The organism is Pigmentiphaga kullae, assembly GCF_004216695.1.
Taxonomy (GTDB): domain Bacteria; phylum Pseudomonadota; class Gammaproteobacteria; order Burkholderiales; family Burkholderiaceae_B; genus Pigmentiphaga; species Pigmentiphaga kullae.
The window spans coordinates 1,049,832-1,075,482 of record NZ_SGXC01000001.1 but is presented as its reverse complement, the minus strand read 5'-3'; the positions used below and the strand labels follow the sequence as shown (position 1 = coordinate 1,075,482).

Annotated in this window: 29 protein-coding genes; 16 read left to right on the top strand and 13 right to left on the bottom strand. The window is 68.3% G+C overall.

The annotated features are described in order from the left end of the window. Window positions 1-11: 11 nt before the first annotated feature. The 8 genes from EV675_RS05305 (at window position 12) to EV675_RS05270 (ending at window position 5,987) form a co-directional block, all read left to right on the top strand. Window positions 12-332, top strand: coding sequence for a hypothetical protein (locus EV675_RS05305; RefSeq protein WP_034011152.1), 321 nt, complete (start codon window positions 12-14; stop codon window positions 330-332). Then, complete coding sequence (gene trbL, locus EV675_RS05300; protein ID WP_034011154.1) at window positions 329-1,714, top strand: P-type conjugative transfer protein TrbL; 1,386 nt, start codon at window positions 329-331, stop codon at window positions 1,712-1,714. The genes EV675_RS05305 and trbL overlap by 4 nt, the downstream gene beginning before the upstream one ends. A 12-nt stretch (window positions 1,715-1,726) precedes the next feature. Beyond that, window positions 1,727-2,431 carry a conjugal transfer protein TrbF gene (gene trbF, locus EV675_RS05295; protein WP_033990737.1) on the top strand — a complete coding sequence of 235 codons (705 nt, stop codon included), beginning with the start codon at window positions 1,727-1,729 and terminating at the stop codon, window positions 2,429-2,431. Continuing rightward, on the top strand, window positions 2,428-3,420 hold the full coding sequence (gene trbG / locus EV675_RS05290; protein ID WP_033990735.1) for a P-type conjugative transfer protein TrbG: 993 nt from the start codon (window positions 2,428-2,430) through the stop codon (window positions 3,418-3,420). Before trbF ends, trbG begins: the two co-directional genes overlap by 4 nt. 2 nt (window positions 3,421-3,422) lie before the next feature. Next, window positions 3,423-4,697 (top strand): TraB/TrbI/VirB10 family type IV secretion system protein, encoded by a 1,275-nt coding sequence (locus tag EV675_RS05285; protein ID WP_033990734.1) that lies wholly within the window; start codon window positions 3,423-3,425, stop codon window positions 4,695-4,697. After that, entirely contained in the window at window positions 4,694-4,939 is a 246-nt protein-coding gene (locus EV675_RS05280) for a DUF2274 domain-containing protein (RefSeq protein WP_033990732.1), read from the top strand. Before EV675_RS05285 ends, EV675_RS05280 begins: the two co-directional genes overlap by 4 nt. A gap of 408 nt (window positions 4,940-5,347) precedes the next feature. Beyond that, complete coding sequence (locus EV675_RS05275; RefSeq protein ID WP_130356330.1) at window positions 5,348-5,692, top strand: type II toxin-antitoxin system RelE/ParE family toxin; 345 nt, start codon at window positions 5,348-5,350, stop codon at window positions 5,690-5,692. Next, a complete protein-coding gene (locus EV675_RS05270; RefSeq protein ID WP_130356329.1) occupies window positions 5,673-5,987 on the top strand; it encodes a helix-turn-helix domain-containing transcriptional regulator in 315 nt (104 codons plus the stop codon). The genes EV675_RS05275 and EV675_RS05270 overlap by 20 nt, the downstream gene beginning before the upstream one ends. 7 nt (window positions 5,988-5,994) lie before the next feature. On the opposite strand, the gene EV675_RS05265 is transcribed toward EV675_RS05270, so the two are convergent. From EV675_RS05265 to EV675_RS05225, 9 genes are all read right to left on the bottom strand, one after another. Continuing rightward, the gene (locus tag EV675_RS05265) at window positions 5,995-7,086 is read right to left on the bottom strand and encodes an aromatic ring-hydroxylating oxygenase subunit alpha (protein ID WP_130356328.1); all 1,092 of its coding nucleotides are present in this window, start codon (window positions 7,084-7,086) and stop codon (window positions 5,995-5,997) included. Between the two features lie 196 nt (window positions 7,087-7,282). After that, the gene (locus EV675_RS05260; protein WP_165404446.1) at window positions 7,283-8,269 is read right to left on the bottom strand and encodes a Bug family tripartite tricarboxylate transporter substrate binding protein; all 987 of its coding nucleotides are present in this window, start codon (window positions 8,267-8,269) and stop codon (window positions 7,283-7,285) included. 42 nt (window positions 8,270-8,311) lie between these two features. Next, the gene (locus tag EV675_RS05255; RefSeq protein WP_130356326.1) at window positions 8,312-8,887 is read right to left on the bottom strand and encodes an NADPH-dependent FMN reductase; all 576 of its coding nucleotides are present in this window, start codon (window positions 8,885-8,887) and stop codon (window positions 8,312-8,314) included. 35 nt (window positions 8,888-8,922) lie between these two features. Then, entirely contained in the window at window positions 8,923-9,444 is a 522-nt protein-coding gene (locus EV675_RS05250; protein ID WP_130356325.1) for a DinB family protein, read from the bottom strand. Window positions 9,445-9,464: 20 nt separating this feature from the next. Then, window positions 9,465-10,529 carry an ABC transporter substrate-binding protein gene (locus EV675_RS05245; RefSeq protein ID WP_165404445.1) on the bottom strand — a complete coding sequence of 355 codons (1,065 nt, stop codon included), beginning with the start codon at window positions 10,527-10,529 and terminating at the stop codon, window positions 9,465-9,467. Window positions 10,530-10,560: 31 nt separating this feature from the next. Further along, a complete protein-coding gene (locus EV675_RS05240; protein WP_165404444.1) occupies window positions 10,561-11,172 on the bottom strand; it encodes a nuclear transport factor 2 family protein in 612 nt (203 codons plus the stop codon). A gap of 10 nt (window positions 11,173-11,182) precedes the next feature. Then, entirely contained in the window at window positions 11,183-12,469 is a 1,287-nt protein-coding gene (locus EV675_RS05235; protein ID WP_130356322.1) for an FAD-dependent monooxygenase, read from the bottom strand. Then, window positions 12,466-12,675, bottom strand: a complete 210-nt coding sequence (locus EV675_RS05230; protein ID WP_130356321.1) for a DUF2783 domain-containing protein — start codon at window positions 12,673-12,675, stop codon at window positions 12,466-12,468. Before EV675_RS05230 ends, EV675_RS05235 begins: the two co-directional genes overlap by 4 nt. Further along, window positions 12,665-14,356, bottom strand: a complete 1,692-nt coding sequence (locus EV675_RS05225) for an FAD-dependent oxidoreductase (RefSeq protein ID WP_165404443.1) — start codon at window positions 14,354-14,356, stop codon at window positions 12,665-12,667. The genes EV675_RS05230 and EV675_RS05225 overlap by 11 nt, the downstream gene beginning before the upstream one ends. 223 nt (window positions 14,357-14,579) lie before the next feature. Here EV675_RS05225 and EV675_RS05220 point away from each other — a divergent pair, with 223 nt between their 5' ends. The 7 genes from EV675_RS05220 to EV675_RS05190 all read left to right on the top strand — a co-directional run bounded on the left by EV675_RS05220 (window position 14,580) and on the right by EV675_RS05190 (window position 20,650). Then, window positions 14,580-15,095: a MarR family winged helix-turn-helix transcriptional regulator gene (locus EV675_RS05220; protein ID WP_165404442.1), complete on the top strand. Its 516-nt coding sequence runs from the start codon at window positions 14,580-14,582 to the stop codon at window positions 15,093-15,095. Between the two features lie 106 nt (window positions 15,096-15,201). Further along, window positions 15,202-16,167, top strand: coding sequence for a Bug family tripartite tricarboxylate transporter substrate binding protein (locus tag EV675_RS05215; RefSeq protein WP_130356318.1), 966 nt, complete (start codon window positions 15,202-15,204; stop codon window positions 16,165-16,167). A gap of 2 nt (window positions 16,168-16,169) precedes the next feature. Next, a complete protein-coding gene (locus tag EV675_RS05210; RefSeq protein ID WP_130356317.1) occupies window positions 16,170-16,793 on the top strand; it encodes a 2-hydroxychromene-2-carboxylate isomerase in 624 nt (207 codons plus the stop codon). After that, complete coding sequence (locus tag EV675_RS05205; RefSeq protein ID WP_165404441.1) at window positions 16,790-18,367, top strand: class I adenylate-forming enzyme family protein; 1,578 nt, start codon at window positions 16,790-16,792, stop codon at window positions 18,365-18,367. The genes EV675_RS05210 and EV675_RS05205 overlap by 4 nt, the downstream gene beginning before the upstream one ends. Window positions 18,368-18,520: 153 nt before the next feature. After that, window positions 18,521-19,231 (top strand): aspartate/glutamate racemase family protein, encoded by a 711-nt coding sequence (locus tag EV675_RS05200; protein WP_130356315.1) that lies wholly within the window; start codon window positions 18,521-18,523, stop codon window positions 19,229-19,231. Between the two features lie 30 nt (window positions 19,232-19,261). Then, window positions 19,262-20,089, top strand: a complete 828-nt coding sequence (locus EV675_RS05195; RefSeq protein ID WP_130356314.1) for an IclR family transcriptional regulator — start codon at window positions 19,262-19,264, stop codon at window positions 20,087-20,089. A gap of 3 nt (window positions 20,090-20,092) precedes the next feature. Beyond that, entirely contained in the window at window positions 20,093-20,650 is a 558-nt protein-coding gene (locus tag EV675_RS05190) for a GNAT family N-acetyltransferase (protein ID WP_130356313.1), read from the top strand. Here the strand turns inward: EV675_RS05190 and EV675_RS05185 are convergent. Next, window positions 20,647-20,985 (bottom strand): tRNA-binding protein, encoded by a 339-nt coding sequence (locus EV675_RS05185; protein ID WP_130356312.1) that lies wholly within the window; start codon window positions 20,983-20,985, stop codon window positions 20,647-20,649. The genes EV675_RS05190 and EV675_RS05185 overlap by 4 nt on opposite strands. A gap of 68 nt (window positions 20,986-21,053) precedes the next feature. On the opposite strand from EV675_RS05185, the gene EV675_RS05180 reads away from it, so the two are divergent. Then, window positions 21,054-21,839: a class I SAM-dependent methyltransferase gene (locus tag EV675_RS05180; RefSeq protein ID WP_130356311.1), complete on the top strand. Its 786-nt coding sequence runs from the start codon at window positions 21,054-21,056 to the stop codon at window positions 21,837-21,839. On the opposite strand, the gene EV675_RS05175 is transcribed toward EV675_RS05180, so the two are convergent. From EV675_RS05175 to EV675_RS05165, 3 genes are all read right to left on the bottom strand, one after another. Beyond that, window positions 21,836-23,143, bottom strand: coding sequence for an MFS transporter (locus EV675_RS05175; RefSeq protein WP_130356310.1), 1,308 nt, complete (start codon window positions 23,141-23,143; stop codon window positions 21,836-21,838). The genes EV675_RS05180 and EV675_RS05175 overlap by 4 nt on opposite strands. 70 nt (window positions 23,144-23,213) lie before the next feature. Further along, complete coding sequence (locus tag EV675_RS05170) at window positions 23,214-24,533, bottom strand: M24 family metallopeptidase (protein WP_130356309.1); 1,320 nt, start codon at window positions 24,531-24,533, stop codon at window positions 23,214-23,216. Continuing rightward, window positions 24,530-25,633 carry an alcohol dehydrogenase catalytic domain-containing protein gene (locus EV675_RS05165; RefSeq protein WP_130356308.1) on the bottom strand — a complete coding sequence of 368 codons (1,104 nt, stop codon included), beginning with the start codon at window positions 25,631-25,633 and terminating at the stop codon, window positions 24,530-24,532. Before EV675_RS05165 ends, EV675_RS05170 begins: the two co-directional genes overlap by 4 nt. Between the last annotated feature and the right edge of the window lie 18 nt (window positions 25,634-25,651).

Genomic DNA, 25,651 nt, shown 5'->3' with positions numbered 1-25,651 from the left:
GGGAGGCCGCCATGCGATGCGTCCTCGCCCTTGGTGTCGTGCTGCTGGCCGCTTGCGGCGAGCAGCCGGCCGACGACCTTGCCGATGCCTTGGCCGCCGATCCCGTGCGGCTGAAGGCATTGCGCGCGCAATGCGCGGCCGACCGGCAGGCCACGGGCGAGGACGCTTGCCGCGCCGCCGCCGAAGCCTTCCGGCGGCGTTTCTTCTCCGGCCAGGCCGGGCCGGATGAATACCAGACGCTGGCCGACCTGCCGCCGATCCCGCCGAGCTTCGAGGAGCCGGCCGATGGCATGGCGCCGGCCGATCCCGCCGAACCGGAGGACACGCCATGAATGACGTGACCATCATCGACCAGTTCCTCAACACCTTTGCCGCTTATATCGACTCGGGTTTCGGGCTGCTGCGGGGCGAAGTGGCGTTCCTCACGGCCACGCTGATCGTCATCGACATGACGATCGCCGGCCTGTATTGGGCCATGAGCCACGCCACCGGCCAGGGCGAGGACGTGATCGCCAAGCTGCTGCGCAAGGTGCTCTACGTCGGTGCCTTCGCCTACATCATCAATAACTTCAACTGGCTGGCCAGCATCGTGTTCCGCTCGTTTGCGGGATTGGGCATCACCGCCACCGGCTCGGCCATCACGATGGAGAACTTCTTGCAGCCGGGCCGGCTGGCGAAAACCGGCATCGACGCCGGGGCGCCGATTCTGGAGCAGATCGGCGAGATGGCGGGCTTTCCCGAAGTGTTCGTGAACCTCGACCCCATCGTGGTGATGTTCCTCGCGTGGCTGGTCGTGGTCTTGTGCTTCTTCGTGCTGGCGATCCAACTGTTCATCACGCTGATCGAGTTCAAGCTGACCACGCTCGCCGGATTCGTGCTGGTGCCATTCGCGCTCTGGAACAAGACCGCGTTCCTCGCCGAAAAGGTCTTGGGCAACGTGGTGGCCTCCGGCGTCAAGGTTCTGGTGCTGGCCGTGATCGTCGGTATCGGCTCGGGCTTGTTCGCTCAGTTCCAAGTCCATCCCGCCGAGCCGTCTATTGACCACGCGCTGGTCATCATGCTGGCCTCGCTCACCTTGCTGGCGCTCGGGATTTTCGGCCCTGGCATCGCCACGGGCCTCGTCTCCGGTGCGCCGCAGCTCGGCGCTGGCGCAATGGCCGGTGCTGCTGTCGGCGCTGCCGGCACGGCCGTCGCCATCGGCGCCGCCGCGACGGGCGTGGGTGGCGCCGTGGCTGCTGGTGCGCGCATGGCCCCGGCTGCCGCCAAGCTGGCCGGTAGCGGTGCGCGCGCCGCCACGTCGGCGGCCAGCAGTGCGAAGTCGGCGTTCCAGGCCGGTTCCGCCGCCGCTGGCGGCGGCGCAAAGGGCGCGATGGCGGGCCTGGGCAACGTCGCCAAGACCGGCGCGCAGGCAGCCGGGCGAGGTGCTGCATCCCGCGCTTCCGCTGCCGGGCAACGCATGGCCGCTCCCTTCCGCGCTGGCTGGAATGGCGCTGCTGCCGATGGCGGCGCGGGTGCGGCATCCGGTCAGGGTGCCGCAGGCGAGGCCGCATCCGGCGCCGCTACGGCGCAGACACAGGAACAGCCCGCTTGGGCCAAGCGCCTGCATCGCCGCCAGCAACTCACCCACGCCGCGACCACCACCGCCCACGCGCTGCGCGGTGGCGATGGCGGCGGCTCCGGCCAGGGGCCGAGCCTGCGCGATTCCGATTCATAAGGAGAACTGACCATGCGATTCAAGAAACCGCAGGTGCGCTACGCCGACACGCCGCAGCCTGCCACGCCGTACCAAGCTGCCGGCCAGGTGTGGGACAAGCGCATCGGCTCGCCGCGCGTCCAGGCGAAGAACTGGCGCCTGATGGCCTTCGGCTGCCTGACGCTTGCACTGCTGATGGCCGGCGGCTTGGTGTGGCGCTCGGCGCAATCCATCGTGACGCCCTACGTCGTGGAGGTGGACAACACGGGCCAGGTACGCGCCGTGGGCGAAGCCGCCACGCCATACCGGCCCAACGATGCGCAGACCGCGCACCACATCGCGCGCTTCGTGACGCTGGTGCGCTCGCTGTCCATCGACCCCATCGTCGTCCGCCAGAACTGGCTGGACGCCTACGACTACACGACCGACAAGGGCGCGGCCGTGCTCAACGACTACGCACGGGTCAACGACCCGTTCGCGCGCATCGGCAAGGAGTCGGTGACGGTGCAGATCACCAGCGTCGTGCGCGCCAGCGACACGTCTTTCAACGTGCGCTGGACGGAACGCCGCTACGTCAACGGCGCCGCGGCGGGCTTGGAGCGGTGGACGGCCGTGGTGTCCATCGTGCTCCAGCCGCCGCGCACCGAAGAACGCCTGCGCAAGAACCCCCTGGGCATCTACGTCAACGGCCTGTCGTGGAGCCGCGAACTGGATTCTTCCGAAGGAGCCAAGCCATGAATGATCTTTTCCGTAAATCCGCCTTGCCGGTGATCTTGCTTGCCCTGGCGGGCTGCGCCACGCAGGGCAAGCCACCGCCGACCATCTCGCTCGATGAGCCGGTGCAGGCCCAGCCGCTGCCCGAACCGCCCGCGCCGGTGGAGGTGGTGGCCGTGCCCGAGGTGCTGCCGATGCCGGCGCAGTTGAAGCCATTGCCCGAAGCCGAGGACGCCAAGCCCACGCCGGAGCCGGCCGACGAGACGGTGCGCGTCTCGCGCGCCAATGCCGAGGCCCGCGTCGCGCCCACGCGCGAGGGCTACGTCAACGCGATTCAGGTGTGGCCCTTCACCGATGGCGCGCTGTATCAGGTCTATGCGGCCGTGGGCCGCGTGACCGTCGTTTCGCTCCAGCCGGGCGAGGAACTGGTGACGGTGGCCGCCGGCGATACCGTGCGCTGGATCGTGGGCGACACGTCCAGCGGCAGCGGTGCCGATCTGCGCGTGAACGTGCTGGTCAAGCCGATTCGCTCGGGCCTCAAGACCAATCTCGTCATCACCACCAGCCGCAGGACGTACCTGCTGGAGCTGGCTTCGACGGAAAAGACGTGGATGGCATCGGTGTCCTGGGAGTACCCGCGCGACCGGATGCTGGCCTTGCAGCGCCAGGCACAGGCCGCTAGCGCCGCTGCGCCGGTGGACTCCGGCTTGTCGCTGGAGAACCTGCGCTTCCGCTACGCGATCAGCGGCAGCAATCCGCCGTGGAAGCCGTTGCGCGCCTTCGACGACGGGCAGAAGGTCTATATCCAGTTCCCCGCCGGCATCGCGCAAGGCGAGCTGCCGCCGCTTTTTGTCATCGGTGCGCAGGGCGATGGGCAACTGGTGAACTACCGCTTCCGCTCGCCGTACTACATCGTGGATCGGCTGTTCGGCGCGGCCGAACTGCGCTTGGGCGGTGACAAGGGCGACGTGGTGCGAATCGAGCGCACGGACGGCGTGGCGCGGAGGGACTGACCATGAGCCAGGACGACACCCCCGACCTCGACACGCCACAGGCGGGCAAGGTCGCGCCCGAGTCGGTGACGCTGCGCGCCCAGCCGCGTCCGGTCACGCGCCTGAACCGGCGCACGCTGGCCGTCCTTGTCGGCGGCCTGTCGGTCGCCGTGCTCGGGGCCACGATCTGGTCGCTGCAACCGCAGCGGCGCAGCGCAGGCGAACAGACCGAGCTATACAACGTCGATCGCGTCTCGAAGTCCGAAGGGCTGGACGGTCTGCCGGCCGACTACTCGAAGCTGCCGCCGAAGGTGCCCGAGCTGGGGCCGCCGCTGCCGGGCGACCTCGGCCCTGCCATCGTGAACTCGCAGCAGCCGGCCGTGGCCGCTTACGCGGCCCCCGGCCACGACCCCAACGATGCCTTGCGCAAAGAGGCGGAAGCCGCTGCGGCTTCGTCGGTGTTCTTCCGCTCGGGCGGCCAAGGCCAAGCCGCCGCGACCGTGGCGCAGGCGACACCGGGTGCGCCTGGTGGTGCAAGCGCGCTCGCGGCCTTCGACCCACTCGCGGCCGGGCCGGCATCGGTGGCGACGCAGCCTGCCGACCCGACCGCCGTACAGAACCGGCAAGACCAGAAAGAGGCGTTCCTGAAAGCCGGCTCTACGGAAACCCGCAATTCCGGCAATCTGGCGCTGCCGGCGTCGCCCTATCAGGTGATGGCCGGAACCGTGATCGCGGGCGCGCTGGTGACTGGCATGAAGTCGGACTTGCCGGGCGACGTGATCGCCACTGTCACGGAGCCGGTCTATGACACGGCCACGGGCAAGTTCCTGCTGATCCCGCAGGGCTCGCGCATCCTGGGCAAGTACAACAGCCAGGTCAGCTATGGGCAGAGCCGCGTGCAGATAGTGTGGAACCGGGTCATCCTGCCGGATACCTCATCGCTGACGCTCGACAACCTTGTGGGCACCGATTCAGCGGGCTACGCCGGCCTGGAGGACGACGTGGACTGGCATTGGAAGCGCATCGTCTCGGGCGCGGTGCTGACGACGCTGCTGGGCGTAGGCGCCGAGCTGGCCGCGCCGGAGAATCGCCAGGATGGCAACCGCATCGTGATCGCCGGGCGCGATAGCGCGCAAGACAGCATCAACCAGGTCGGCCAGGAGATCACCCGCCGCAACATGAACATCCAGCCGACACTGACGGCGCGGCCAGGGTTGCCGGTGCGGATCATCGTCAACCGGGATCTGGTGCTGCGGCCGTACCAGCCCCTGTTCTTTAACCGGGGAGCTTCGCAATGACCACGACCAAGAAGCTGCGGCTCGGGCCTCTGCCCAAGACCGAGAGTGTCAAGCTGACCTTCGCCTGCCCGGCAAGCCTGAAAGCCGACCTCGACCGCTACGCCTCGCTGCACGCGCAGGCGTATGGCGAGGCGGTCGATGCAGAGAAATTGATCCCGCACATGCTGGAGGCGTTCATGGCGGGGGATCGGGGATTCAGGAAGGGCACGGCGACCCGGAGCGCGCCATCGAAGCCGACATGATGGCGTCACATACCAACGGCATCCATCGAACGCGCAGCCACCGGCTGCGCGTTCTTCATTCTGGATGCCGCCAAGCCTCTTGGGCTATGATGACGCGACAGGCCCGCCGTTCCTCGGCAATCCAGCACGACACGGTGCGATGCGGCTTTCTCTCCCGACGCTCTTATGTGGCTCCTAGCCGACGAAGCCGCGGTTCTGCAAAGCGGCCCCGAAAAGAGCTAACCTACTGTCCCATATACGGTTTCAAGCCCTGCGTGATTTGCGCGAAAGACTTGACACCGGCACTTTTTTGTGGGGCAAGGCTGAAAAGCTCCTACTACGTATTTCGTGACGCAGTCATACCAGGGACTATCGGACAAGGAACGTTCATTCCTATTGACTGAAAATTCGTCTATAAACGAAAATATCGTGTATCGGATCGAGCACTACCTGACCGCTGGCGAAGGCAAGGATCTCTACATCGATTGGCTGCGCCGCCTGCGTGACAACCCAACCAAAGTCGCTATCATCCGGCGAGTGGTACGCATCGAACAGGGGAACTTCGGCGACCATAGGTTCTGCCGCGACGGCGTCTGGGAATTGCGAATCGATGTGGGGCCCGGCTACCGCCTTTACTACGCGTTGTCCGGCTCGCATGTAGTACTGCTGCTATCCGGCGGCAACAAATCCACACAGCGGTCGGACATCGATCGAGCGGTTGACTGCTGGCAGGACTGGAAACGACGAGGCAACCATGAAAAGCAGGCCCCATGACGACGCAATGGCGGAGCTGTACCGCAGCGACCCGGCGCTGGCACTGGAAGTCATCAACGACATCCTGAAGGATGGCGACCAGGCCGAGTTGCTGATCGTGCTGCGCCAGCTCGCACAGGCGTTCGGAGGCGTGCAGGCCGTGGCCCGCCAGGCACGGCTGAATCCGACCCAGCTCTATCGCACGCTCTCGCCCACTGGCAACCCGGCCTTGAGCAGCGTGACGGCCATACTGAGGGCGATGGGGTTGCGGCTGGCGGTGCAGCCGCTGCCCGTGGCGGAGCAAGCGTCCGCCTGACTACCCTTCAACCCGCCGCGGCGGCCTGCGCCGTTGCCGCTTCGGCGGATGCCGCGACGCGGCTGGCCCGCTCGGCGGCTTCCGCGGCCAGCAGGCGATCGAGCACGACGCGCGACTGCACGCCGCCCGAATCGATGTTGAGCTTCAGGATCTTGCGGCCCGGGTTCTCGGTCAGGTTGCGCTGCTGCGCCTCCAGCATGTCCAGGTCCTCGCCGAAGATCTTGCCCTGGCCTTCGCGGATGGTGGCCGTGAGCTGTTCGTCGTTGGGCTTGAAGTTGCGGGCCATGCCCCAGAAGTACCAGATCGAGGTTTCGGTCTCGGGGGTGATGAAGTCGACCACGATGCTGGAGGCCTTGGACTCGGCCGGCGCGTGGTAGCCACCCTTGCCGGCGTGCGCCACGCCCACTTCGATCAGCACGTGGCTGGGCGGCGTGAAGCGGCAGATCTGCCAGCGGTCGCACGGCACGTCGTCGGCCAGGCCGTTGCCGCGCAGCGCGGCGGCCCAGAAGGGGGGCGCCTTGATGTTCTCCATGTGGCGGCTGGTCACGACCTCGTCGCCGATGGTCTTGGTGGAGGGCGCCGATTCTTCGATCTCGGCCTGGCCGATGCTGCTGGCGTGGACGTAGGTCTCATGGGTGAGGTCCATGAGGTTGTCGATCATGAGGCGGTAGTCGCAATGGATGTGGTACAGCCCGCCGCCGTAGGCCCAGTCCGGGCTTTCGGCCCACTCCAGGTGATGGATCCTGGCGGGATCGGCCAGTTCGGCGTCGCCCGGCCATACCCAGATGAAGCCGTAGCGTTCCACGGCCGGGTAGCTGCGGATGCTGGGGAAAGCGCGCACGCGCTGCCCGGTCATACCGGCGCAGGTGCCGTCCGGATTCATACGCAGGCCGTGATAGCCACACACCAGTTCGCCCTTGTCGATGAAACCGAGCGACAACGGCGCGCCGCGATGGGGGCAGAAGTCTTCCAGCGCGGACACCTTGCCGTCCTGGCCCCGGTAGAAGACCATGCGTTCACCGCAGATCTGGCGACCCAGCGGCTTTTCGGCGATTTCATCGGGGGTACAGGCGACGTACCAGGTGTTCTTCAGAAACATGGTCTTCCTCCAGGAGCCCGGCCCGTGGCAGCGGCTGGGCGCATGCGAGGAACGGAGCATCATCAAATCTGTATACAGGTTGATTTTGCTCCGGATTCAAAACAAGGGAAATAGCGGGAAAACCCTAGTATTTTTGCCCGATAACACTGGGGCACGCCTTCATCTGTGGAAAATCTGTATACAGGTCTCCGGCCTGCTACTGCTCCAGCGTGATGCCCCGCTTCCGGATCACGTCCCCCCAGCGCTTCAGGTCGCCGGCGGTCAAGGCCGCCATCTCGGCCTTCCCGCCCTCCAGCGGCTCGACGCCGATCTCGCGCAGGCGCGTCTGAACATCCGGGTTCTTCACGATGGCTTGCAGGGCGGCCGACAACTTATCCACGGTGGCCGCGGGGGTTCCCGCCGGCACGACCACGCCCTGCCAGGCATAGGCCACGATGTCTCCCGCCCCGGCCTCGGCCAGCGTCGGGATCTCCGGCAACGAGGGCAGGCGGGCCGCCTCGGCCACGCCCAGCGCGCGCAGCTTGCCCGCCTGGACCTGCCGCATGCCGCTGGGCACGCCTATGAAGGAGACGCCGATGTGGCCGCCCAGCAGGTCCTGGGTCAGCGGCGCGGTGCCCTTGTAGGGTACGTGCAGCAGCGGCGCGCCGGTCATTTCCTTGAACAGTTCGCCCGCCAGGTGCTGCGGACTGCCCAGGCCGGGCGAGGCATAGCCCATGGCTCCTCCCGCGGCCTTGGCCAGGCGCACCAGCGATGCGACCGAGTCCGCCGGCACCACCTGCGGATTCACCACCAGCAGCAGCGGAAACTTGCCGTACAGGGCCACCGGCGCGAAGTCGCGCGACGGGTCGTAGGGCAGCTTCTTGTAGAGCAGGGGGTTGAAGACGACCGTGCCGTTGTCGACCGAGAACAGCGTATGGCCGTCCGGTGGCGATTTCGCCGCCGTTTCGGCCGCGACGATGGTGGCCGCGCCGGGGTGGTTCTCGACGATGACGGGCTGCCCGAGTTTCTCGGCCAGCCTGGCCGCCAATATCCGCACCGCGTTGTCGCTGCCCCCGCCGGCTGGGTAGCCGACGATCCACCGCAAAGGCTTGGCCGGGAACCCCTGTGCATGAACGCCGGGGGAGGCCAGGCCCACCATCGCAATGCCCCCGATCTGCAGCAACCGCTTCATCAATCCGAACATCGCCATTCTCCGGTTGGAATATGTCTGGACGCCGTTCGCCCCTCAGGGCTGGGCTCGTCCGCGCCGCACGAACTGCACGAATTTCTCCAGGGCCGCCATCTGCCGGCCCAGGATTTCCCGGGTGGGCGCGTCGGTCAGCGCGCCGGCCGCATCGAACTTGGCCGGCGCCATGCCGATGAATATCTCGGGCTTGTTCAGCACCAGCGCATCCAGGAAGACCATGATCTTGCGCAGGTCGTACTGCGAACGCGCGCCGCCCAGCGGCCCCTGGGTGGCGCTGAGGATGGCGACCGGCTTGCCGGCGAAAGGCTGGTCGTCGCCCCGCGAGATCCAGTCGATCGCGTTCTTCAGGACGCCGGACACCGAGAAGTTGTATTCCGGGCTGGCGATCAGCACCGCATCGGCGCCGCGCACGGCATCGCGCGCCTTCCGGACCGCGTCGGGCATGCCGGCGGCCAGGACGTCGGCGTCGAACATGGGAAAGTCCCGGATGTCGAGCACCGACAGTTCCATGCCGGCCGGCATGAGGCTGCCCGCGGCCTCAAGGGCCTGCCGGTTGTAGGAGGCTTTGCGCAGGCTGCCGCACAGGCCCGCGATGCGTAGGGGGGGAGTCGTCATGGGTCAGGATCGCAAGAGAAGGAAAGTGAACGGCGTCAGGCCATGATGGCGGGATTAAACTCGAAGAACTCGGGCCCCACCACGTCGCTCTGCCGCAAGTAGATATCGATGTTGCCCACGTGGAAGGCGCGATGGGCGTACATGCCCCACAGCAGCCCCATGCCTGACCATTCCCGGCCGACGAAGTGGACCTTTTTGCCAAGCTCGGCCGGCGTGTAGCGGCCCAGCGCCGCGAGATTTTCCTCGTGCAGGGCGAGCGCCGTCGCGCGCAGGTCCGTGCCGTCGAAACGGGCCGCGGCGGCGGGATCGTTGGGCAGGGGAATGACGCCCCCGGATTCGCAGGCCGGGATGGCGCGCACCCAGTTGCGTTCGGCCAGCACCGTATGGATCAGCAGGCTGCGCACCGTGATGCGCGACACCCGCGTGCCGAAGCGGGTGCTGTCGTTCTCGATCGGCGCCCAGTCCATCTTGCCGGCATCCATGCGCGCCACCCAGTCGTCGGAGTAGCGGACCAGCCGGTCGAACAGGGTCAGGAAGCGGGTGAATTCTTCAGGCATGGCGGTCTCCTTTCTCGTGTTCACAGGGGCACGGCCGCTTCGCCGGCCAGTATTTCCCGGGCGCGGCGCAGCGGACCGTGGTCGACGAAATCCTCGAAGGCGACGGGCGCGGCCAGGAAGCCGTGCCGCAGGAGGTGGTCGTGCTGCACCCGCAGCGCCTCCACCCACTCGGGCCGCAGGTCGACCTCGAGCTGGCGATGCACGTCTTGCGGGAAGGCGGCGTCCACGAGTTCTTCGGGCAGGCCGGTGTCGGCGGCGATGACGCGCTTGGCCTCGCGCTCGTTGGCCGACGCCCAGGCTGCCGCGCGCAGGACGGCGGCCACGCAGCGCGCCACCAGTTCCGGCTGTTCGGCCAGCAGGTCCTCGCTCACGGTCAAGGCCAGCGGCGCGTCGTTGTTCACGCGGCCGGCCAGGTCGGGGCTGGAGGCCGCATCGGCGATGGCGACCGCGCCGGTGAACCCCATCACCACGGCGGCGATCGCGCCCTGGCTGTACAGCGCGTCCACCTCGCCGCGGACCAGCGCGAAGGCTTCCTCGCGCTGATGGCCCAGCATGCAGTGCGCGCCCCAGAGGGTGGCCGTCTGGGCGGTGGAGGCCGTCGCCCCGTCCATGAACGTCCGGTTGGTCGAGACCGGGGTCATCGCCACGTCGTCCATGGTCATGCCCTCCTGCGCCAGCGCGAGCTCGGTGCCGCGCAGCGACGAGGCCTTCCAGAAATCGATGGAATCGCCGGCGCGTATCGGCAGCGACACCTTCCTGCCGGCAAGCGCGCGCACCGAGGCGATGCCGCTGTCGGGCATGACCAGCATGGGCTTGATGCTGTCGTTCCACGACAGCCCGATCAGCTTGACCCGGCCGCCGCGCGAACGGGTCACCAGCGGCGGTCCGTTGCCGCCGTGGCGGAACGAGTTGGGCTGGGAATGATGGAAGTGCGACTGCCTGACCTGGTTGTCGGTGCTCGATGCGAGCGACCGCGCCACGATGCCGTCGCGCGCCAGTTCGGCATCCAGGAAACCCCGTTCGACGGCGATGCCGAACGCCGTCGGCACCGGGCAGCGGGTGTACCAGAGAGTGGAAGGATTCATCGTGCGGGACTCACCTTTCAATGGAGAATGTTCACTGGCCATCGCGCCGCTCCAGCCAGGCCCAGGCACCGCGCCGCAATTGCCGCTCGGCCTCGCCGCCGCCCACCACCGTGGAGGCGGGCACGTCGCGGCCCTTCCTGCGTTGCCGCAGGCGCATGAAGGCCAGCCCGGCATCCGGGGTGGCCAGGTCGACCTCGCGCAGCCACGCGGGCGCCTCGCCCTGCGCCGGATCGAGCCGGTCCTTGTCGAAGATCGCCGTCCAGTGCAGGATGCCCCACCTGCCCGCGCGCCGTTCCACCTGGTCGAGGAAGCGGCAGTGGCCGGTGTAGTCGAACAACTGTCCGTCGATGTATTCGCGGATCAGGATGGCCATGTCGGACTCCAGCAAGGCCCGGTCGCCGCGCTGGTCCACGCGGCAGTTCCCGACCCAGTGCTTACCGTGTTCGCCGGGCTTGCGCGCCGCGTCGCTGGCCACCAGCAGCGGCACCAGGTCCGCGACCTTGCCGTTGAACCACGAGATACTGGCCGTCGCCTCCGGATGGAAGCAGCCGGCCATGCCGGCGAAATCGCCCTGGTCGCGATGGAAGGCCCATCGCTGCCGCAGGCTTCGTATGGCAAGGTCGTCGGCGGCGCAAGAAGACATGGCGGGGCTCCTAGGCGAAAGGCTGTTCGATGGCGTCATAGCCATAGACCCAGTCGTAGCGGTCCTCGACGCGGTGCGGCTCCCACTCGCGCTGGATGTGGTCCCGCGCGCTGCCGGCCTCGGCCAGCACGGGCGCATGCACGCGCGTGATCTGGGCCGCCGATTCGTTCACGATCCTCGTGGTCCGCTCGACCCGCATGCGTTCGTACGAGGCCAGCGCGGCGGGGAGGTCGCCGGGCGTGCGCCGCAGGCAACGGCCCAGCACCATGGCGTCTTCCAGCGCCATGTTGGCGCCCTGGGCCATGAAGGGCAGCGTGCTGTGGCAGGCATCGCCCAGCAGGGCCACGTGCCCCCGCACCCAGACGGGCAGGGTGTCGCGCACGATCAGGGCCCACTTGTAGGGCACCTCGATGCGTTCGATCATGGCGATCACGTCCTCGTGCCAGCCCTGGAAATCCCTCAGGCATTCCTCTATCGTGCCGCGCGCGTTCCAAGACTCGACCGTCCAGTCCGCGCGGTCCACCATGCCGATGAAATTCAGCATCCGCCCCTTGCGGATCGGATAGGTCAGCACGTGCGCGGTCGGCCCCAGCCACGACACGCCGCCCGTGCGGTTGATCGATGCCGGCAGGCGGTCCGCCTCGATCAGGCCGCGCCAGGCCATGCAGCCCGTGAAGCGCGGCCGGTCCGCGCCGAACAGCGACTGGCGCACCTTGGAATGGACGCCGTCGGCGCCGATCAGCACGTCGGCCCGGACGGTCCGGCCCGAGGCCAGGCGCATCTGCGCCCCACCGTCCGCCGTCTCCAGCGACGCGAAGGCGGCGTTCAGGTGAATGGCGTCGCGCTTTTCCCTGCGCACGGCATCCAGCAGCAGCGCATGCAGGTCGGCGCGGTGGAACGTCAGGTAGGGCGCGCCGTACTTCGAGACCGACGCGGCGCCCAGTTCCAGGTAGCGGTTGGCGTCCGCGGTGTTCCAGACGCGGATCTCCTTGCCCTTGGTCTGGGTGCCCAGCTCGAACATGGCGTCGCCCAGCCCCCAGGCCTGGAGCAGCCGCGTGCCGTTGGGGCTGATCTGCACCCCGGCGCCCACCTCGCCCAGCTCGGCCGCCTGCTCGTAGATGTCCACGTCGAAGCCCTGCTTGAGCAGGGCCAGCCCGGCCGCCAGGCCGCCTATGCCGGCGCCGGCGATGGCGATGCGTTTGTCGCCCGTGCTCACTGGACTGCCCTCCTGTCGCTGCGCGACATCCTCCCCCGGGGAGGTCGCGCGCCCTTCGGGCGGCCGGGCGGGCGCGCTCATGCCCGCTCCCCGTGCCGCAGGTCGCGCAGCGCGACCTCGATGACCTGCGCCAGCCGGCCCGGATCGGGCAGCATGGACGACAGCGCCAGGGCGACCTTGGCCAGGAAGACCGCCTCCTTGTCCGGACCGGCCTCGTTCAACGCGACGGCCAGCGCCTCCCAATTGCGTTCAAGCAGCCCAGCGGGCAATGTCTGTTCAACCAGCATGTACGGTCTCCTCTTTACCCTGCACCGCGCGCGCGAGGCACGGCAGCACCGTTTCGGGTTCCCAGGCGCGCCACCGCGCCATCACGTGTCCATCGGGCCGGACGAGATAGGCCGTACCCGGCCTCGCGTCGAACGCCCCGGCGGCCTCGACATCGTCGACCGCGACGGCATCCAGGCCGAACGGCATCTCCATCGAGATCCGCAGCGCGTCCAGGCGCCGCGACTTGCCGGCCAATCCGCCGTCGCCGAACACCAGCAGCGTGAAATCCCGGCCCAGCCTGTCGTGCAGGAAGACCGGCCCGCCGGCCGAGGCGCCGCACGGCAGGTTCGGGCAGACCGCGCCGGGCGCGGGGCCGTGGCCGAACGAACCGTCGTCGGGCAGGCGCAGCGCCGACCCGGTCATGCGCAGTTCCGTCACCTGGCGCGGATTGATCAGCTCGCGCACGAAGGGCTCGCTGACCGCCAACGACAGCACCGCTTCCTGCATGACGGCATGCCCGCGCGTGGGGGGCGTCATGAAGCGCGTGCTTTTCTCCGCCAGCGCCATGTTCTGCCTGGCCGCGTCCACGCGTTCGATCGAATAGGTATCCAGCAAGGCCGGCGTGGCATGCCCCGCCGCCACGCCGGCCAGCTTCCAACCCAGGTTGTGCGCGTCGTCCACCCCGCCGTTCATGCCCCGCGCGCCGAAGATGGGCACCAGGTGCGCGGCGTCGCCGGCGAACAGCACCCGGCCGTCGCGGTAGTCGTCCAGGGTCAGGCTGTGCGCGCGGTACGGGCTGATCCAGTCGATCTCCCAATCGGCCGTCTCGCCTATCGACGTCAGGAACTCCGTCACCCGCTGGCGCACCCGCTGGGGCTGGATCTCCTGTTCCAGGTCCTCTTCGGGCAGCAACTGATAGTCGATGCGCCAGATGTCGAAAGGCTGCTTGTGCATGATGATGGTCGCCCCGGGGAACGCCGGCGCATCGAACCAGACGCGCCGGCCGGGCGGCTCCTTGCTGCGCATCTGGATGTCGACGATCAGGTAGCGGCCTTCGTACACGCTGCCCCGCAGTTCCTTGCCCAGCGAGCGACGCACCGCGCTGCGGCCGCCGTCGCAGGCCACCAGCCACCGCGCATGCAGCGCGTAGGATCCGGACGGCGTATGGACCCGGGCGGTCACCCGTTCGCCGTCCTGCTCGACCTGCTCCACGCGCGACGACCAGCGCAGAGACACGTTGGGATAGGCGCGCAGCGCCTCGTACAGGTACTGCTCGACGTGGCACTGCGCCAGCGACACCATGGGCGGATGCTTGAGCCGGGGATCCTGCTGCACCTGGAAATCCAGCACCAGCTTGTCCCGGTAATAACTGCGGCCACCCTTCCACGACACGCCGGTCTCGACGAAACGCGTGCCCGCGCCGATGCGCTCGAAGATCTCCAGGCTGCGCCGCGCGGTACCCACCGCCCGGCTGCCCCGGTTGACGGTGTCGTCCTCCTCCAGCACCACCACCTCGATGCCGCGCCGGGCAAGCTCCAGCGCCACGGTCAGGCCGACGGGTCCGGCGCCGGCCACGACCACCTGGTGCACCGGCGCTTCCCCGCGCATTTCCGCGGGAGGCTCGAAGGGATGATGCACATAGTCGAAGTAAAGGGAGTCATATCGCGCGCCGCTGCCCGATATGCCTTCGGTCGATGCCATGCTGGACACTCCATCAAGAATCGATATGCGGTCCATCCGCCGCAATTAGTTTCTTACGAAACCAATTTTCGGTAGTATTGGTTTCTTATGAAACCAAGTCAAGCGATTTTCGACAGTCCCTCGACTAGGCAAAACCCGCAGGCCGATGCGTACCGTGCCTGCGTCCGCCCCGGCAAGAGGGCTAGAATTCGCCCTTCGGCACCCAGACTCCAGCTTCGTCCCCATGGCCATCAAGCGATCGACATCCGCTTCCCCTCGCCCGGCGGGCGAACACCACTCCCTGCGCCTCGACGCCTTCCTGCCCTACCGGCTGAACATGCTGTCCAGCCTGGTCGCCGACCGCTTCGCGCGCAGCTATGCGGCGTACTCCGAACGCTTCGGCATCGACGGTCCGCGCTGGCGCGTGATTTCCTTCCTGGGAGAAAAGCGCGGCACGCAAGAGGAACACGGCGCGATGACGGCGCGCGACATCTGCGCCAAGACCCGCATGACCAAGGTCATGGTGTCGCGCGCGATCGCCGATCTCGAAGCGGCCGGACTGATCCAGCGGCGGCCCAACGAAAACGACAGGCGCGAAGCCTTCCTGGACCTGACCGATGCGGGTGAAGAGGTCTACTGGGCCATCGTGCCGGTGGCCCTGGAATTCCAGGAAGACCTGCTGGCGGACCTGTCGGCGCAGGAACGCGCGACGCTGTTCCGCGTCGTCGACAAGCTGCAGGGCCGGGCGTTGAAGATGTAGCCGAGCTAGGGTTCCCCCTCGTTACGTACATTGTAAGGAAGCCTTATATTGTCCCTGCCAGTGATCGGCCAGCCCAGCAGAAGCGGCCAATGACTCAGGAGACACCATGCCTTGCAAACGCCTGTCGGCGGGGGCCGTCGTGCTCGCCGCATTCGTACACGGTCCCGCCTTCGGAAACGACTACCCCACGCGGCCGGTACGCCTCGTGGTGGGCTATACCGCGGGCGGAGGCAGCGACATCCTGGCCCGCGTGCTGGCCCAGAAAATGTCCGAAGGACTGGGGGTGCAAGTGGTGGTCGAGAACCGCCCAGGCGCCGCCTCGATGATCGCGACCGAGTATGTGGCTCGCGCAGCGCCCGACGGTTACACCATCCTGCTGGGCGCCAGCGGCGCGCTCGCGATCAATCCCGCGTTGTACAAGGAAGTGAAGTACGACGCCGCCAAGGATTTCTCCCCGATCTCGCTGGTCGCGTCGCTGCCGGTGCTGGTGGCCGTCAACAAGAGCGGGCCCGCCCAGAGCCTGCCCGAGCTGCTGGCCTATGCGAAGGCGCACCCCGAAAAAGCCAATTATTCGTCCGCGGCCGCGCCGTTTCGCCTGATCGGCGAACAGCTCAACCTGCAGGCGGGTTCCCGGTTCCAGGAAATCCTTTACAAGGGCAGCACCGACGCGGTCAATGCCGCCATCGCCAACGACGTGCTGGCAACCATTTCCGACTCGATCTCCATCGGCGCCGGCCTGAAGACAGGCAAGCTCAAGGCGGTAGCGATCACCTCGCATGCCGAACATCCCTCGTTTCCGGGCGTGCCGACCTTTACCAGCCTGGGACTGAAGGGCCTGGACGTGCAATTGTGGCAGGGATTGCTGGCACCCGCCGGCACGCCGCCGGCCATCGTGGAACGCCTCCAGCGCGAAGTGCACCGCGTCATCGCGCTGCCGGACGTGCGCCAGCGGTATGCCGCCATGGGGTTGGACCCGGAAACCAGCACGGCCGCGGAATTCTCGCGTCTGATCTCCAGCGAACTGACGCGATGGAGCGGCATCGTGAAGGCGGCCGGCATCGAGAAGTTGTAGGCATGGATCGGACGTCTCCCATCGCCTTCTACTTCGATCCGATCTCTCCATACGGCTACCTGGCTTCGACCCAAATCGAGACACTGGCGGCGCGCCATGGCAGGCAGGTGGACTGGCGGCCGGTGCTTCTGAGCGTCACGGTACTGCAGGTGATGGGACTGAAGCCGGTTCCCGCGACACCGCTCAAGGCCGACTATTCCCGGCTGGACAAGCACCGCATGGCGCGTCTGCTGGGCGTGCCGATATGCGAACTGCGCCATCCCGACGTATCGCCCATCCGCGCGCTGCGCGCCTTCCTCTGGCTGAAGCGGCACGATTCCGCGCGGGCGGCGCTCTTTGCACGCGCCATCTGCGCCAGGCTTTGGGCCAAGGGGGAAGACATCTCCACCGCCGAAGCGGTCCTGGAGGAAGCGGCATCGCTGGGCGTGGATACCGAGGCGCTGGGCCAAGGCATGCAATCTCCAGGCATCAAGGCCGCTCTCAGGGAAGAGGTGGACCACGCTGTCGCCCAGGGGGTGTTCGGCGTGCCCTTCTTCATCGTCGACGGCCAGCCCCTCTGGGGGGTGGACCGCCTATGGATGCTCGAGCATTGGCTCGAGCACGGTTCGTGGGATCCCCCGCCATGACACACCAGGACGCTCTGCTTCAATTCACCGGCCACGATCTGGCCGCGTTGCTCCGCAGGAAGGCGGCCGAGCGGCCCGGGCGCCCGTTCCTGACCTGGGCGCCTGAGCCCGGCGTATCTCGCACCTGGACCTACGCCGAGTTCGCCGGACAGGTCGCCTCGCTGGCGGGCGGACTGGACAGGCGCGGCGTGCGCGCCGGCGACCGCGTCCTGATGCATCTGGAGAACTGCCCGGAATTCCTGCTGACGTATTTCGCCTGCGCGCATCTGGGCGCCGTCTGTGTTCCCACCAATGCCATGGCCGCCGGACCGGAACTGGCCTATTTCGCCGAACTGACGCAAGCCTGCGGGGCCGTCACACATCCGAAATTCGCGGAAAAGATCCGCGGCCATTGCCCCGGTTTGAAATGGCTGGCGATCACCGACGACGATGCCGGACAGCCCGCCGACGCCACCACCGTGCCGCGGCCGGACGAGCGTCATGCCGCGCTGCTGGCCACGCCCGCGCCGCAACGCCCGCCCGACGCGTCCGCGCCGCTGTCCGTGCTGTTTACGAGCGGGACCACCTCGCGCCCCAAGGGCGTGGCGTGGACGCATGCCAACGCCCTGTGGGCCGGCAGGCTCGGCGCCATGCAGCAAGGCCTGCGTGGCGACGACGTCTTTCAGGTCTTCCTGCCGCTGTTCCACGTGGTCGGCCTGTCGTGGTCAGTCTTTCCCGCGCTCTGGGCCGGCGCCAGCATCGTCCTGCAGCCCCGCTTCTCGGCCAGCCGCTATTGGCCGGTCGCGCTCGAGCATCGCAGCACCGTGGGGTCTCACGTCATCTTCAGCGCCAACGTGCTGGCGGGCATGCCCGTTCCCCCCGGCCACGCCTTCCGGCAATGGTGCAATGCGCTGTGGCTGCCCGAGCACGAGGCCCATTTCGGCATGAGGATGATGGGGGCGTGGGGCATGACCGAAATGGTCGCGCAGGGCATCGTCACCGATCCGTGGTCGCCCCCGCGGCCGGGCGCCATCGGCCGCCCATCCGCCGGCTACGGCGTGCGCATCGTCGATGACCGGGGCCGCGACTGCCGGCCCGGCGAACGTGGCAATCTTCTTGTCCGGGGCATACGGGGGGTCACCCTTTTCGCCGAGTACTTCGGCAATGCCCAAGCGACGCGGGACGCCTTCGACGATGACGGCTACTTCAGGACGGGCGACAGCGTGCTGCTGCATGAAGACGGCTCGATCCAGTTCGGCGACCGCGCCAAGGACTTGCTCAAGGTCGGCGGCGAAGGCGTCTCGGCGGCCGAGATAGAGCGGGTCATCCGGACCGTGGCCCGGGTGAGCGAAGTGGCCGTGGTCGGCCGGCCCGATGCCGCCTACGGCGAAGTTCCCATCGCCTTCGTGCGGCTGCCGGCGGATGGCGGCGTCACGGGGCTGGCCGACGCCATCATCGAGGTATGCCGGCGGGAGCTGGCGAAATACAAGGTGCCGCGCGAGGTCGTATTCGTCGAGGATTTCCCCCGCATCGGGGTGGGCAAGATATCGAAGGCCGGGCTCAGGGAGCTGGCGGCATCCAGGCCGGTCACGTAGGTCAGCAGCTGATCGAGTTCTCCGATGCCGTGACTGCTCGTGTTCATCGCGCTTCGACTCTATGTGCGGTGTTGATTTTGCACAATATCCAACATATTGTTCATAATACAATTTCACGAATTTCGGCCCCGCCATATCGGGGAACTGTGATCCATGCCACAAACACAGCTGATCGGGCTCATAGGCGGCATGAGCTGGGAATCGTCGGCCCTGTACTACCGGCTGATCAACGAAGCCATGCAGCGCCGCGCCGGCGGCCACCACAACGCCGAAAGCATCCTCGTCACACTGGACTTCGAACCGCTGTTGCAGGCGGGCGCCGAAGGCCGCTGGGCCGACGTGGGCGGCGCGCTGGTCCAGGCCGGCCAGCGGCTGGCGCGGGCCGGCGCCGGCTTTTTCCTGCTGACGGCCAACACCGCCCATCGCTTCGCCGATGAGGTCGAAGGCGGCGTCGGCCTGCCTCTGCTGCACATCGGCACTCCCACCGCCACGGCGCTGCGAACCGCCGGCGTACGCCGCGCCGGCCTGCTCGGCACCCGCCACGTCACCCAGTCGCCTTTCTACACGGACTGGTACCGGGACCATCACGGCATCGAACTGGTCCCGCCGTCTGCCGAAGACTGCGCGGCCATCGACGCCATCATCGTGGACGAACTGACGCGCGGCCGCGTCGACCCGGCTTCGCGCCGGCGCGTGCTGGCCGTCATCGATGGAATGCGGCTCGCCGGCCTGCAGGCGGTCGTCGTCGGGTGCACCGAACTGCCGCTGCTGCTGGACGGCGCGGCGCCGCCGCTCGCCTGCTACGACACCACCCGGCTGCATGCCGAAGCCGCGGTCGAACGTGCCCTGCACGGATCGCCATGACCCCGTCCACGACCTGACAGGTTGGCCCGCATGTCCGCGTCGACACCGTCCAAGCGTGCCACGGCACCCGCCGTGCGCGAGAAGAAAGGCATCCAGTCCATCGAAGTGGGCGTACGGGTCATCGACGCGCTCTCGGCGGCCACCGGCTCCCTGCCGCTGCGCGACATCGGCAAGGACGCCGGCATCTCGGCCAGCCAGGCGCACCGCTACCTGACCAGCTTCGCCAGGTCGGGACTGGTGGTGCAGGATCCGGCCACCGGCCACTACGGCCTGGGGCCGCAGGCAATGCGCTGGGGCGTATCGGCCATGACCAAGACAGACGCTTTCACGCTGGCCTCGCAGGCCCTGGACCGCATCTGTACACGCCTGGACCTGACGGGCCTGCTGTGCGTGTGGGGCGAGTCGGGGCCGACCTGCGTGCGGCTCAAGCGCAGCACTGTCCTGATAGGCACCGACCTCGGCCTGGGATCGGTGTTTCCGGTCCTTACCTCGGCCTCGGGCATCGCCTTCATGGCCCATCTTCCGCCGGCCATCACCAAACCCTTCATCCAGAAAGAAGTCGCGCGCGCCAAGGCGCGCGGCGAGCGCATCAGCACCGCGGACCTGGACCGGATGTGCCAGGCCGTGCGCGCGCGGGGCCATGCCGAAGGCCACGGCCACTACGTCAGCAACCTGTCGGCCCTGGCCGCGCCCATCCTCGACTACCAGGGCGCGCCATCCACCGTCATCACGCTGATCTTCCGCGAACCGCCGGGCCAGGCGATCGTGCCCGGCGCCGCCGAGATCGCCGCGGCGCTGGTCGAGGAAACCCGGGGCGTATCGCGCTCCATGGGCTGGAAGCCCGGGGCGCAGGAGTAGGCCGTGTCCGTTCCCGACCTTGCCACCCCGCGCCTCCTGCTGCGGCCCCTGGCGCTGGCCGATGCCCCGGCCATCCAGCACGCCTTCGCGCGCTGGGAAATCGTGCGTTTCCTGGCCGACCGCGTCCCCTGGCCCTATCCCGAGGACGGCGCGCTCGCGTTCCTGCGCGATGCGGCGCTGCCGGCCATGGCGCAGGGCCGCGAGTGGCACTGGAGCCTGCGGCCCAGGCAGGAGCCCGGCCGGCTGATCGGCGTGATCAGCCTGATGGACGACCCGGACAACAACCGCGGCTTCTGGATCGTGCCGGAATGGCAAGGCCGGGGCTTGATGACGGAAGCCGCCGAAGCGGTCACCGCCTACTGGTTCGACGTGCTGGGCAAACCCAGGCTGCGCGTACCCAAGGCCGCGGCCAACATCGCGTCCAGCCGGATCTCGGCGCGCGGCGGCATGCGCATGGTCGCCACCGAGGAGCGCGGCTACGTGTCGGGCAGGCTGCCCAGCGAGATCTGGGAGATCACGCGCGCGGAATGGCTCGCCCGGCGCGGCGATGCGGCAGGCTAGAGCAGGCGCGTGCCCGGCGGCACGTCCTTGTCCGGCACGCACAGGGCGACGTGGCCGTTTTCGTCATGGAAACCCGTCACGAGGCACTCCGACATCAGCGGTCCGATCTGCTTGCGGGGGAAGTTGACCACCGCCACCACCAGCCGGCCCACCAGTTCGTCCGGCCGGTAGTGGTGGGTGATTTGCGCGCTGGACTTGCGCACGCCCAGTTCCTGGCCGAAATCCACGTGCAGCACATAGGCGGGTTTGCGCGCCTGGGCGAACACCTCGGCGCTGACCACGCGGCCCACGCGCAGTTCGACCTTCATGAAGTCGTCCCAACTGATTTCCTGCATGCGGCCTCCTTGTCCGGCAAACGCGCATGGTAAAACAGATCGCCCCCGCGCTTCACTGGAGAGAACACATGGACAGCACGCGCTCCATCCACCACTCGGCCGTCGACGGCTATACCAAAGGGGCCGACACCTACGTCCGCGGGCGTCCCGACTATCCGCCCGAGATCGCCGAATGGCTGCGCGACACGCTGGGCTTGCACGCCGGCTCCACCGTGCTGGACCTGGGCGCGGGCACCGGCAAATTCACGCCCCGCCTGCTTGCCACCGGCGCCGACGTGATCGCCGTGGAACCGGTGGCCGCGATGCTGGACAAACTGGCGGCGGCCCATCCCGGCGTACGCCCGCTGGTCGGCACGGCCGACGCCATCCCGCTGCCCGATGCCAGCGTCGACGTGGTCGTGTGCGCGCAGGCCTTCCACTGGTTCGCCACGGCCGAGGCCCTGGACGAGATCCATCGCGTGCTGAAACCCGGCGGCCGGCTGGGGCTGGTCTGGAACATGCGCGACGCGCGCGTCCCCTGGGTGGCGGGGATCGACCGCATCGTCAACGAATTCGAGGGCGACGCACCGCGCTACTACACCGGCGCCTGGCGCCAGGCCTTGCCCCATCCGGGCTTCGGCCCCATGGACGAGCGGCACTATGCCAACGGCCACACCGGATCCCCGGAAGACGTCATCCTGAACCGGGTGCGCTCCACCAGCTTCATTTCGGCACTGCCGCCAGCGCAGCGGGCCGGGGTGGATGATCGGCTGCGGGCCTTGATCGACGCCGAGCCCGAACTGCGCGGCCGCGACGTCGTGACCGTTCCCTACGACACCGCCGCGTACTGCCTGGTCCGCAGCAACCGAGACTAGCCGGGTTCCGCGATGCGCGCGGCGGTCTCGCGCATCGCCCGCATTTCCCGTTTCAGCGACAGCGCCAGTATCGCGGCCACGCCCAGGCAGCCGGCCAGGGCAGCCATGCCCAGCGAGAAGCTGCCGGTGGTCTCCTTGATCCAGCCCATCAGGTAGGGGCCGGCAAAACCACCCAGATTGCCCACCGAGTTGATCAGCGCGATGCCGCCCGCCGCGGCCGTGCCTTGCAGGAACAGCGGCGGCATGGCCCAGAACGGCCCCAGGCAGGCATAGATGCCGACCGAGGCCAGGCCCAGGCAGCACAGCGCGATCCACGGCGTGCTGAAGTAGAGGCTGGCGAGCAGGCCGGCGACGCTGACGAGGGCCGCGGCCGCGACGTGGCCGGCGCGTTCGCCGCGCCGGTCGCTGCGGCGTCCCCAGGCCAGCATGGCGGCCGCGCTGACGGCATAGGGCGCGGCGACGATGAAACCGACCGCGGCATTCGAGTAGCCCATCGCCTTGGCGATCTGCGGCAGCCACAGGCCGATGCCGTACAGCCCGATGACGATGCCGAAGTACACGCCGCACAGCACCAGCACGCGGCGATCCACCAGGGCCGGCCACATGGCGTGGTGGCTGCGGCCGGAAGCGGCCTGCCGGTCCTGCGCCAGATCGGCCTGGACGATCTCGCGTTCGCGCGGCGTCAACCATCCCGCGGTGGCCGGGCGGTCCGGCAGCGCGAACAGGACCACGATGCCGAGCACGCACGAGGGCAGCCCTTCCAGGATGAACAGCCATTGCCAGCCCTTGAGCCCCATCACGTCGTCCATGCCTACCAGCAGGCCGGAGATGGGCGAACCGATCGCGCTGGCCAGCGGCACCGCCGCCATGAACAGGGCAATGAACTTCGCGCGGTGCCGGGCCGGGAACCAGTACGTCAGATAGAGCAGCATGCCGGGCAGGAACCCCGCTTCGGCCACCCCGAGCAGGAAGCGCAGCGTAAGAAAGCTCGCGGTGCCCGACACGAAGGCCATGGCCGCCGAGATCAGGCCCCAGGTGACCATGATCCGCGCGATCCACAGGCGCGCGCCGACCTTCTCAAGAATGACGTTGCTCGGGACCTCGAACAGGAAGTAGCCGATGAAGAAGATGCCGGCCCCCCAGCCGAAGATGGTGGGCGTGAAGCCCAGGTCCTGGTTCATCGTCAGCGCGGCGAAGCTGATGTTCACCCGGTCCAGGAAGGCCATCAGGTACAGCAGCATCATCAGGGGGATGATGCGCGCGCTGATCTTGCGGTAGGGGTCGATCGGCGTATTGTTCTCCATGCCCGCTCCGGTGGGATGCCCTTTTGGCCGCGCCCATCGTAGCGCATTCCCCGGACCATGGCGGGCCGGCCTACGCCCCTCCCAGCACCGTGACGTCGGTGGGCCAGTCGGCGAACGACCCGGGCTCCGAGACCTGCACGCCGTGGGGCATCTTGCCCATGCGCCGCGCGCCGCCTTCGGCAACGCGCACCGTGTCGCCCCAGGCGAACTGGAACACGCCGTCGGCGGTGGAGATCGCGGGCTTGCAGATATAGACGCCGTTCTCGGGGAACACCGCCTCCATGGCGCGCTCGGTCGCGCCGTAGAAGGAATCGCCGCCAAGCTTGGTCAGCACCAGCGGCCGGTCATCGCCCAGCCCCCGGCCGTGCAGGATGAGCAAGGCCTTGAGCCCGGCCAGCGGACCGCTGCGCGGCGCGATGCGGCGCGTGATGTCCACCGTCGCGGCGATCGCCTCGCGCACGGTGGCGCCGGCGCGCAGCACCTCGAGCAGTTCGGCGTACATGTCGCCATGGATGGCCGACAGGTCGCGGATGACGGGAGGGCACTTGTTCACCGCCACCACCGGCAGGCGCTGGGCGCGGTAGCCGATGACCGAGGCCTCGATCTCGCCCAGGATCAGGTCGCCCTCACGCAGCGGCCGGGCGGTGGGCCGCGTGAGCGTGCGGCCGGGATTATCGCCGCTGATCCAGTTGAAATGCACCGACAGCTCCGAGCCCCGGCGGAACATGGCGTGCATGGTCTCGGCCCAGACGACGTAGTCCGGCACCCCGGGCTGGGCCGCGGCCAGCTGCGCCTCCAGCGCGCGTTCGACCAGGTCGATGGAGCATTGCAGGACGTCGATCTCTTCCTGGCTCTTGATCTCGCGCACGTCCTGCATCAGTTCGCCGGCCTCGACGAAGCTCGCGCGCGGCACCGCGCGGGCCAGCGCCTCGTAGGTGCCGTGCATGATGGTGCCCTCGGGGGTCCGGGTGCCGCCGACCAGCCCGCTGACGCCGATGCGCTGCCCGTCCAGCCCCAGTTCACGCAGCCGCTCGCCCATGGCGGCGCCGAACTGCCGGTTGACGGTGCGCACGTCCGCCACCCAGTCCTGCACCAGCGGCCCCCACCTCTCCTGCGCCGAGGTGGCGACGACGGTGACCTCGCCTTCCAGCGGAAAGACCACGCCTATGGACGTGTCGGCCCCGCCCCCGCAATGGGACAGGTAGCGGGCGTCGGCCTGCCAGTCGGTGGAGTTGCCCGGGTTGGGCGGGGCGATGATGGCGGCCAGGCCTTCCTCGGCCATGCGCCGGCGTACCGCCTTCCATCGGCGGTCGCGTTCGGCCAGGGAAAAGCGGCGGTAGGGATGCATCGTCGGGGTATCGGTCATGGCGGGCCAGGAAAAAGGGATCACGCGGCGTCCGGATGCACGATGGCCATCCAGATCGGTTCCTTGCGGCTGCCGGTGGCTTCCATGGCCTCGGCCAGCCGCGACAGCGGGAAGCGGTGGGTGATGAGATCGTCGGCGGCGGCCTGGCCCGAGGCCAGCAGATCCAGCACCAGGTCCGTGTCCTCCTTCGTGCAGGAGCGGGTGCCGACGAAGCGCCAGCAGTGATGCATCATGTCGCGGATCGAGAAGGGCAGCATGGACGTATTGCCGCCCATGTGGACCAGCGCGCCGCCCGTGCCCAGGGCCGCCATGGCCTGCGCGGTGCCCGGACCCGAGGGAAAGAAATCCAGTATCGCGTCGGCCCCGTGGGGCAGCAGTTCGCCCAGGCGCCGCGTCAGGCCTCCGCTGTCTTCCCAGCCCGGCAGATCCTCCAGGGCCACGGTCCGCACGGGCAGGTCGCCCGCCAGCGGGCGCAGGGCTTCCAGGCGCGCGCCGGAGCGTCCGACCAGCACCAGTTCGCGCGCGCCGAAGAAGCGGGCGAACTTGATCGAGGCCGTGCCCATGGTGCCGGTGGCGGCGGTGATGACCAGCCGGCCGGAGGCCGGCATGCCGGTCTGCCGCAGCGCGCGCACGGCATTGCCCAGGTCGTGCAGCTTGGCGCCCACGTCGAAGCTTACGTTGTCCGGCAACAGGTCGACATGCGTGGCCGGCACGCGCACGTATTCGGCCAGGCCGCCGTCGTGATAGCGCTCGTACAGCGGCATGGGGCCGGTGCCGAAGGCCGCGTGCCCGATCATCGCGGTGGACGCGCACATGGGCTCGCGCCCGGTCAGGCAGTATTCGCAGCGCCCGCAGGTCAGGCTGGGCGACACGCGCACGCGCCGGCCGGCCAGGGCCGGATCGACGCCGGCGCCGGCCTCGGCCACCAAGCCGGCGATCTCGTGGCCGAGCGTGGTCGGCAAGTGGCGAAAGCGCCCCTTGGCCAACAGCTTGGTGATGCCGGGCGCGATGCCCGCGCAGGCCACGCGGACCAGCACCTCGCCCGGGCCCGGCACGGGCACGTCCACCGTTTCAAGCTTGAGTTCGCCCGATGCGTAGGCGCGGGCGGCGATCATCTGCTTCATGTTCCGTATCCTGTCGTC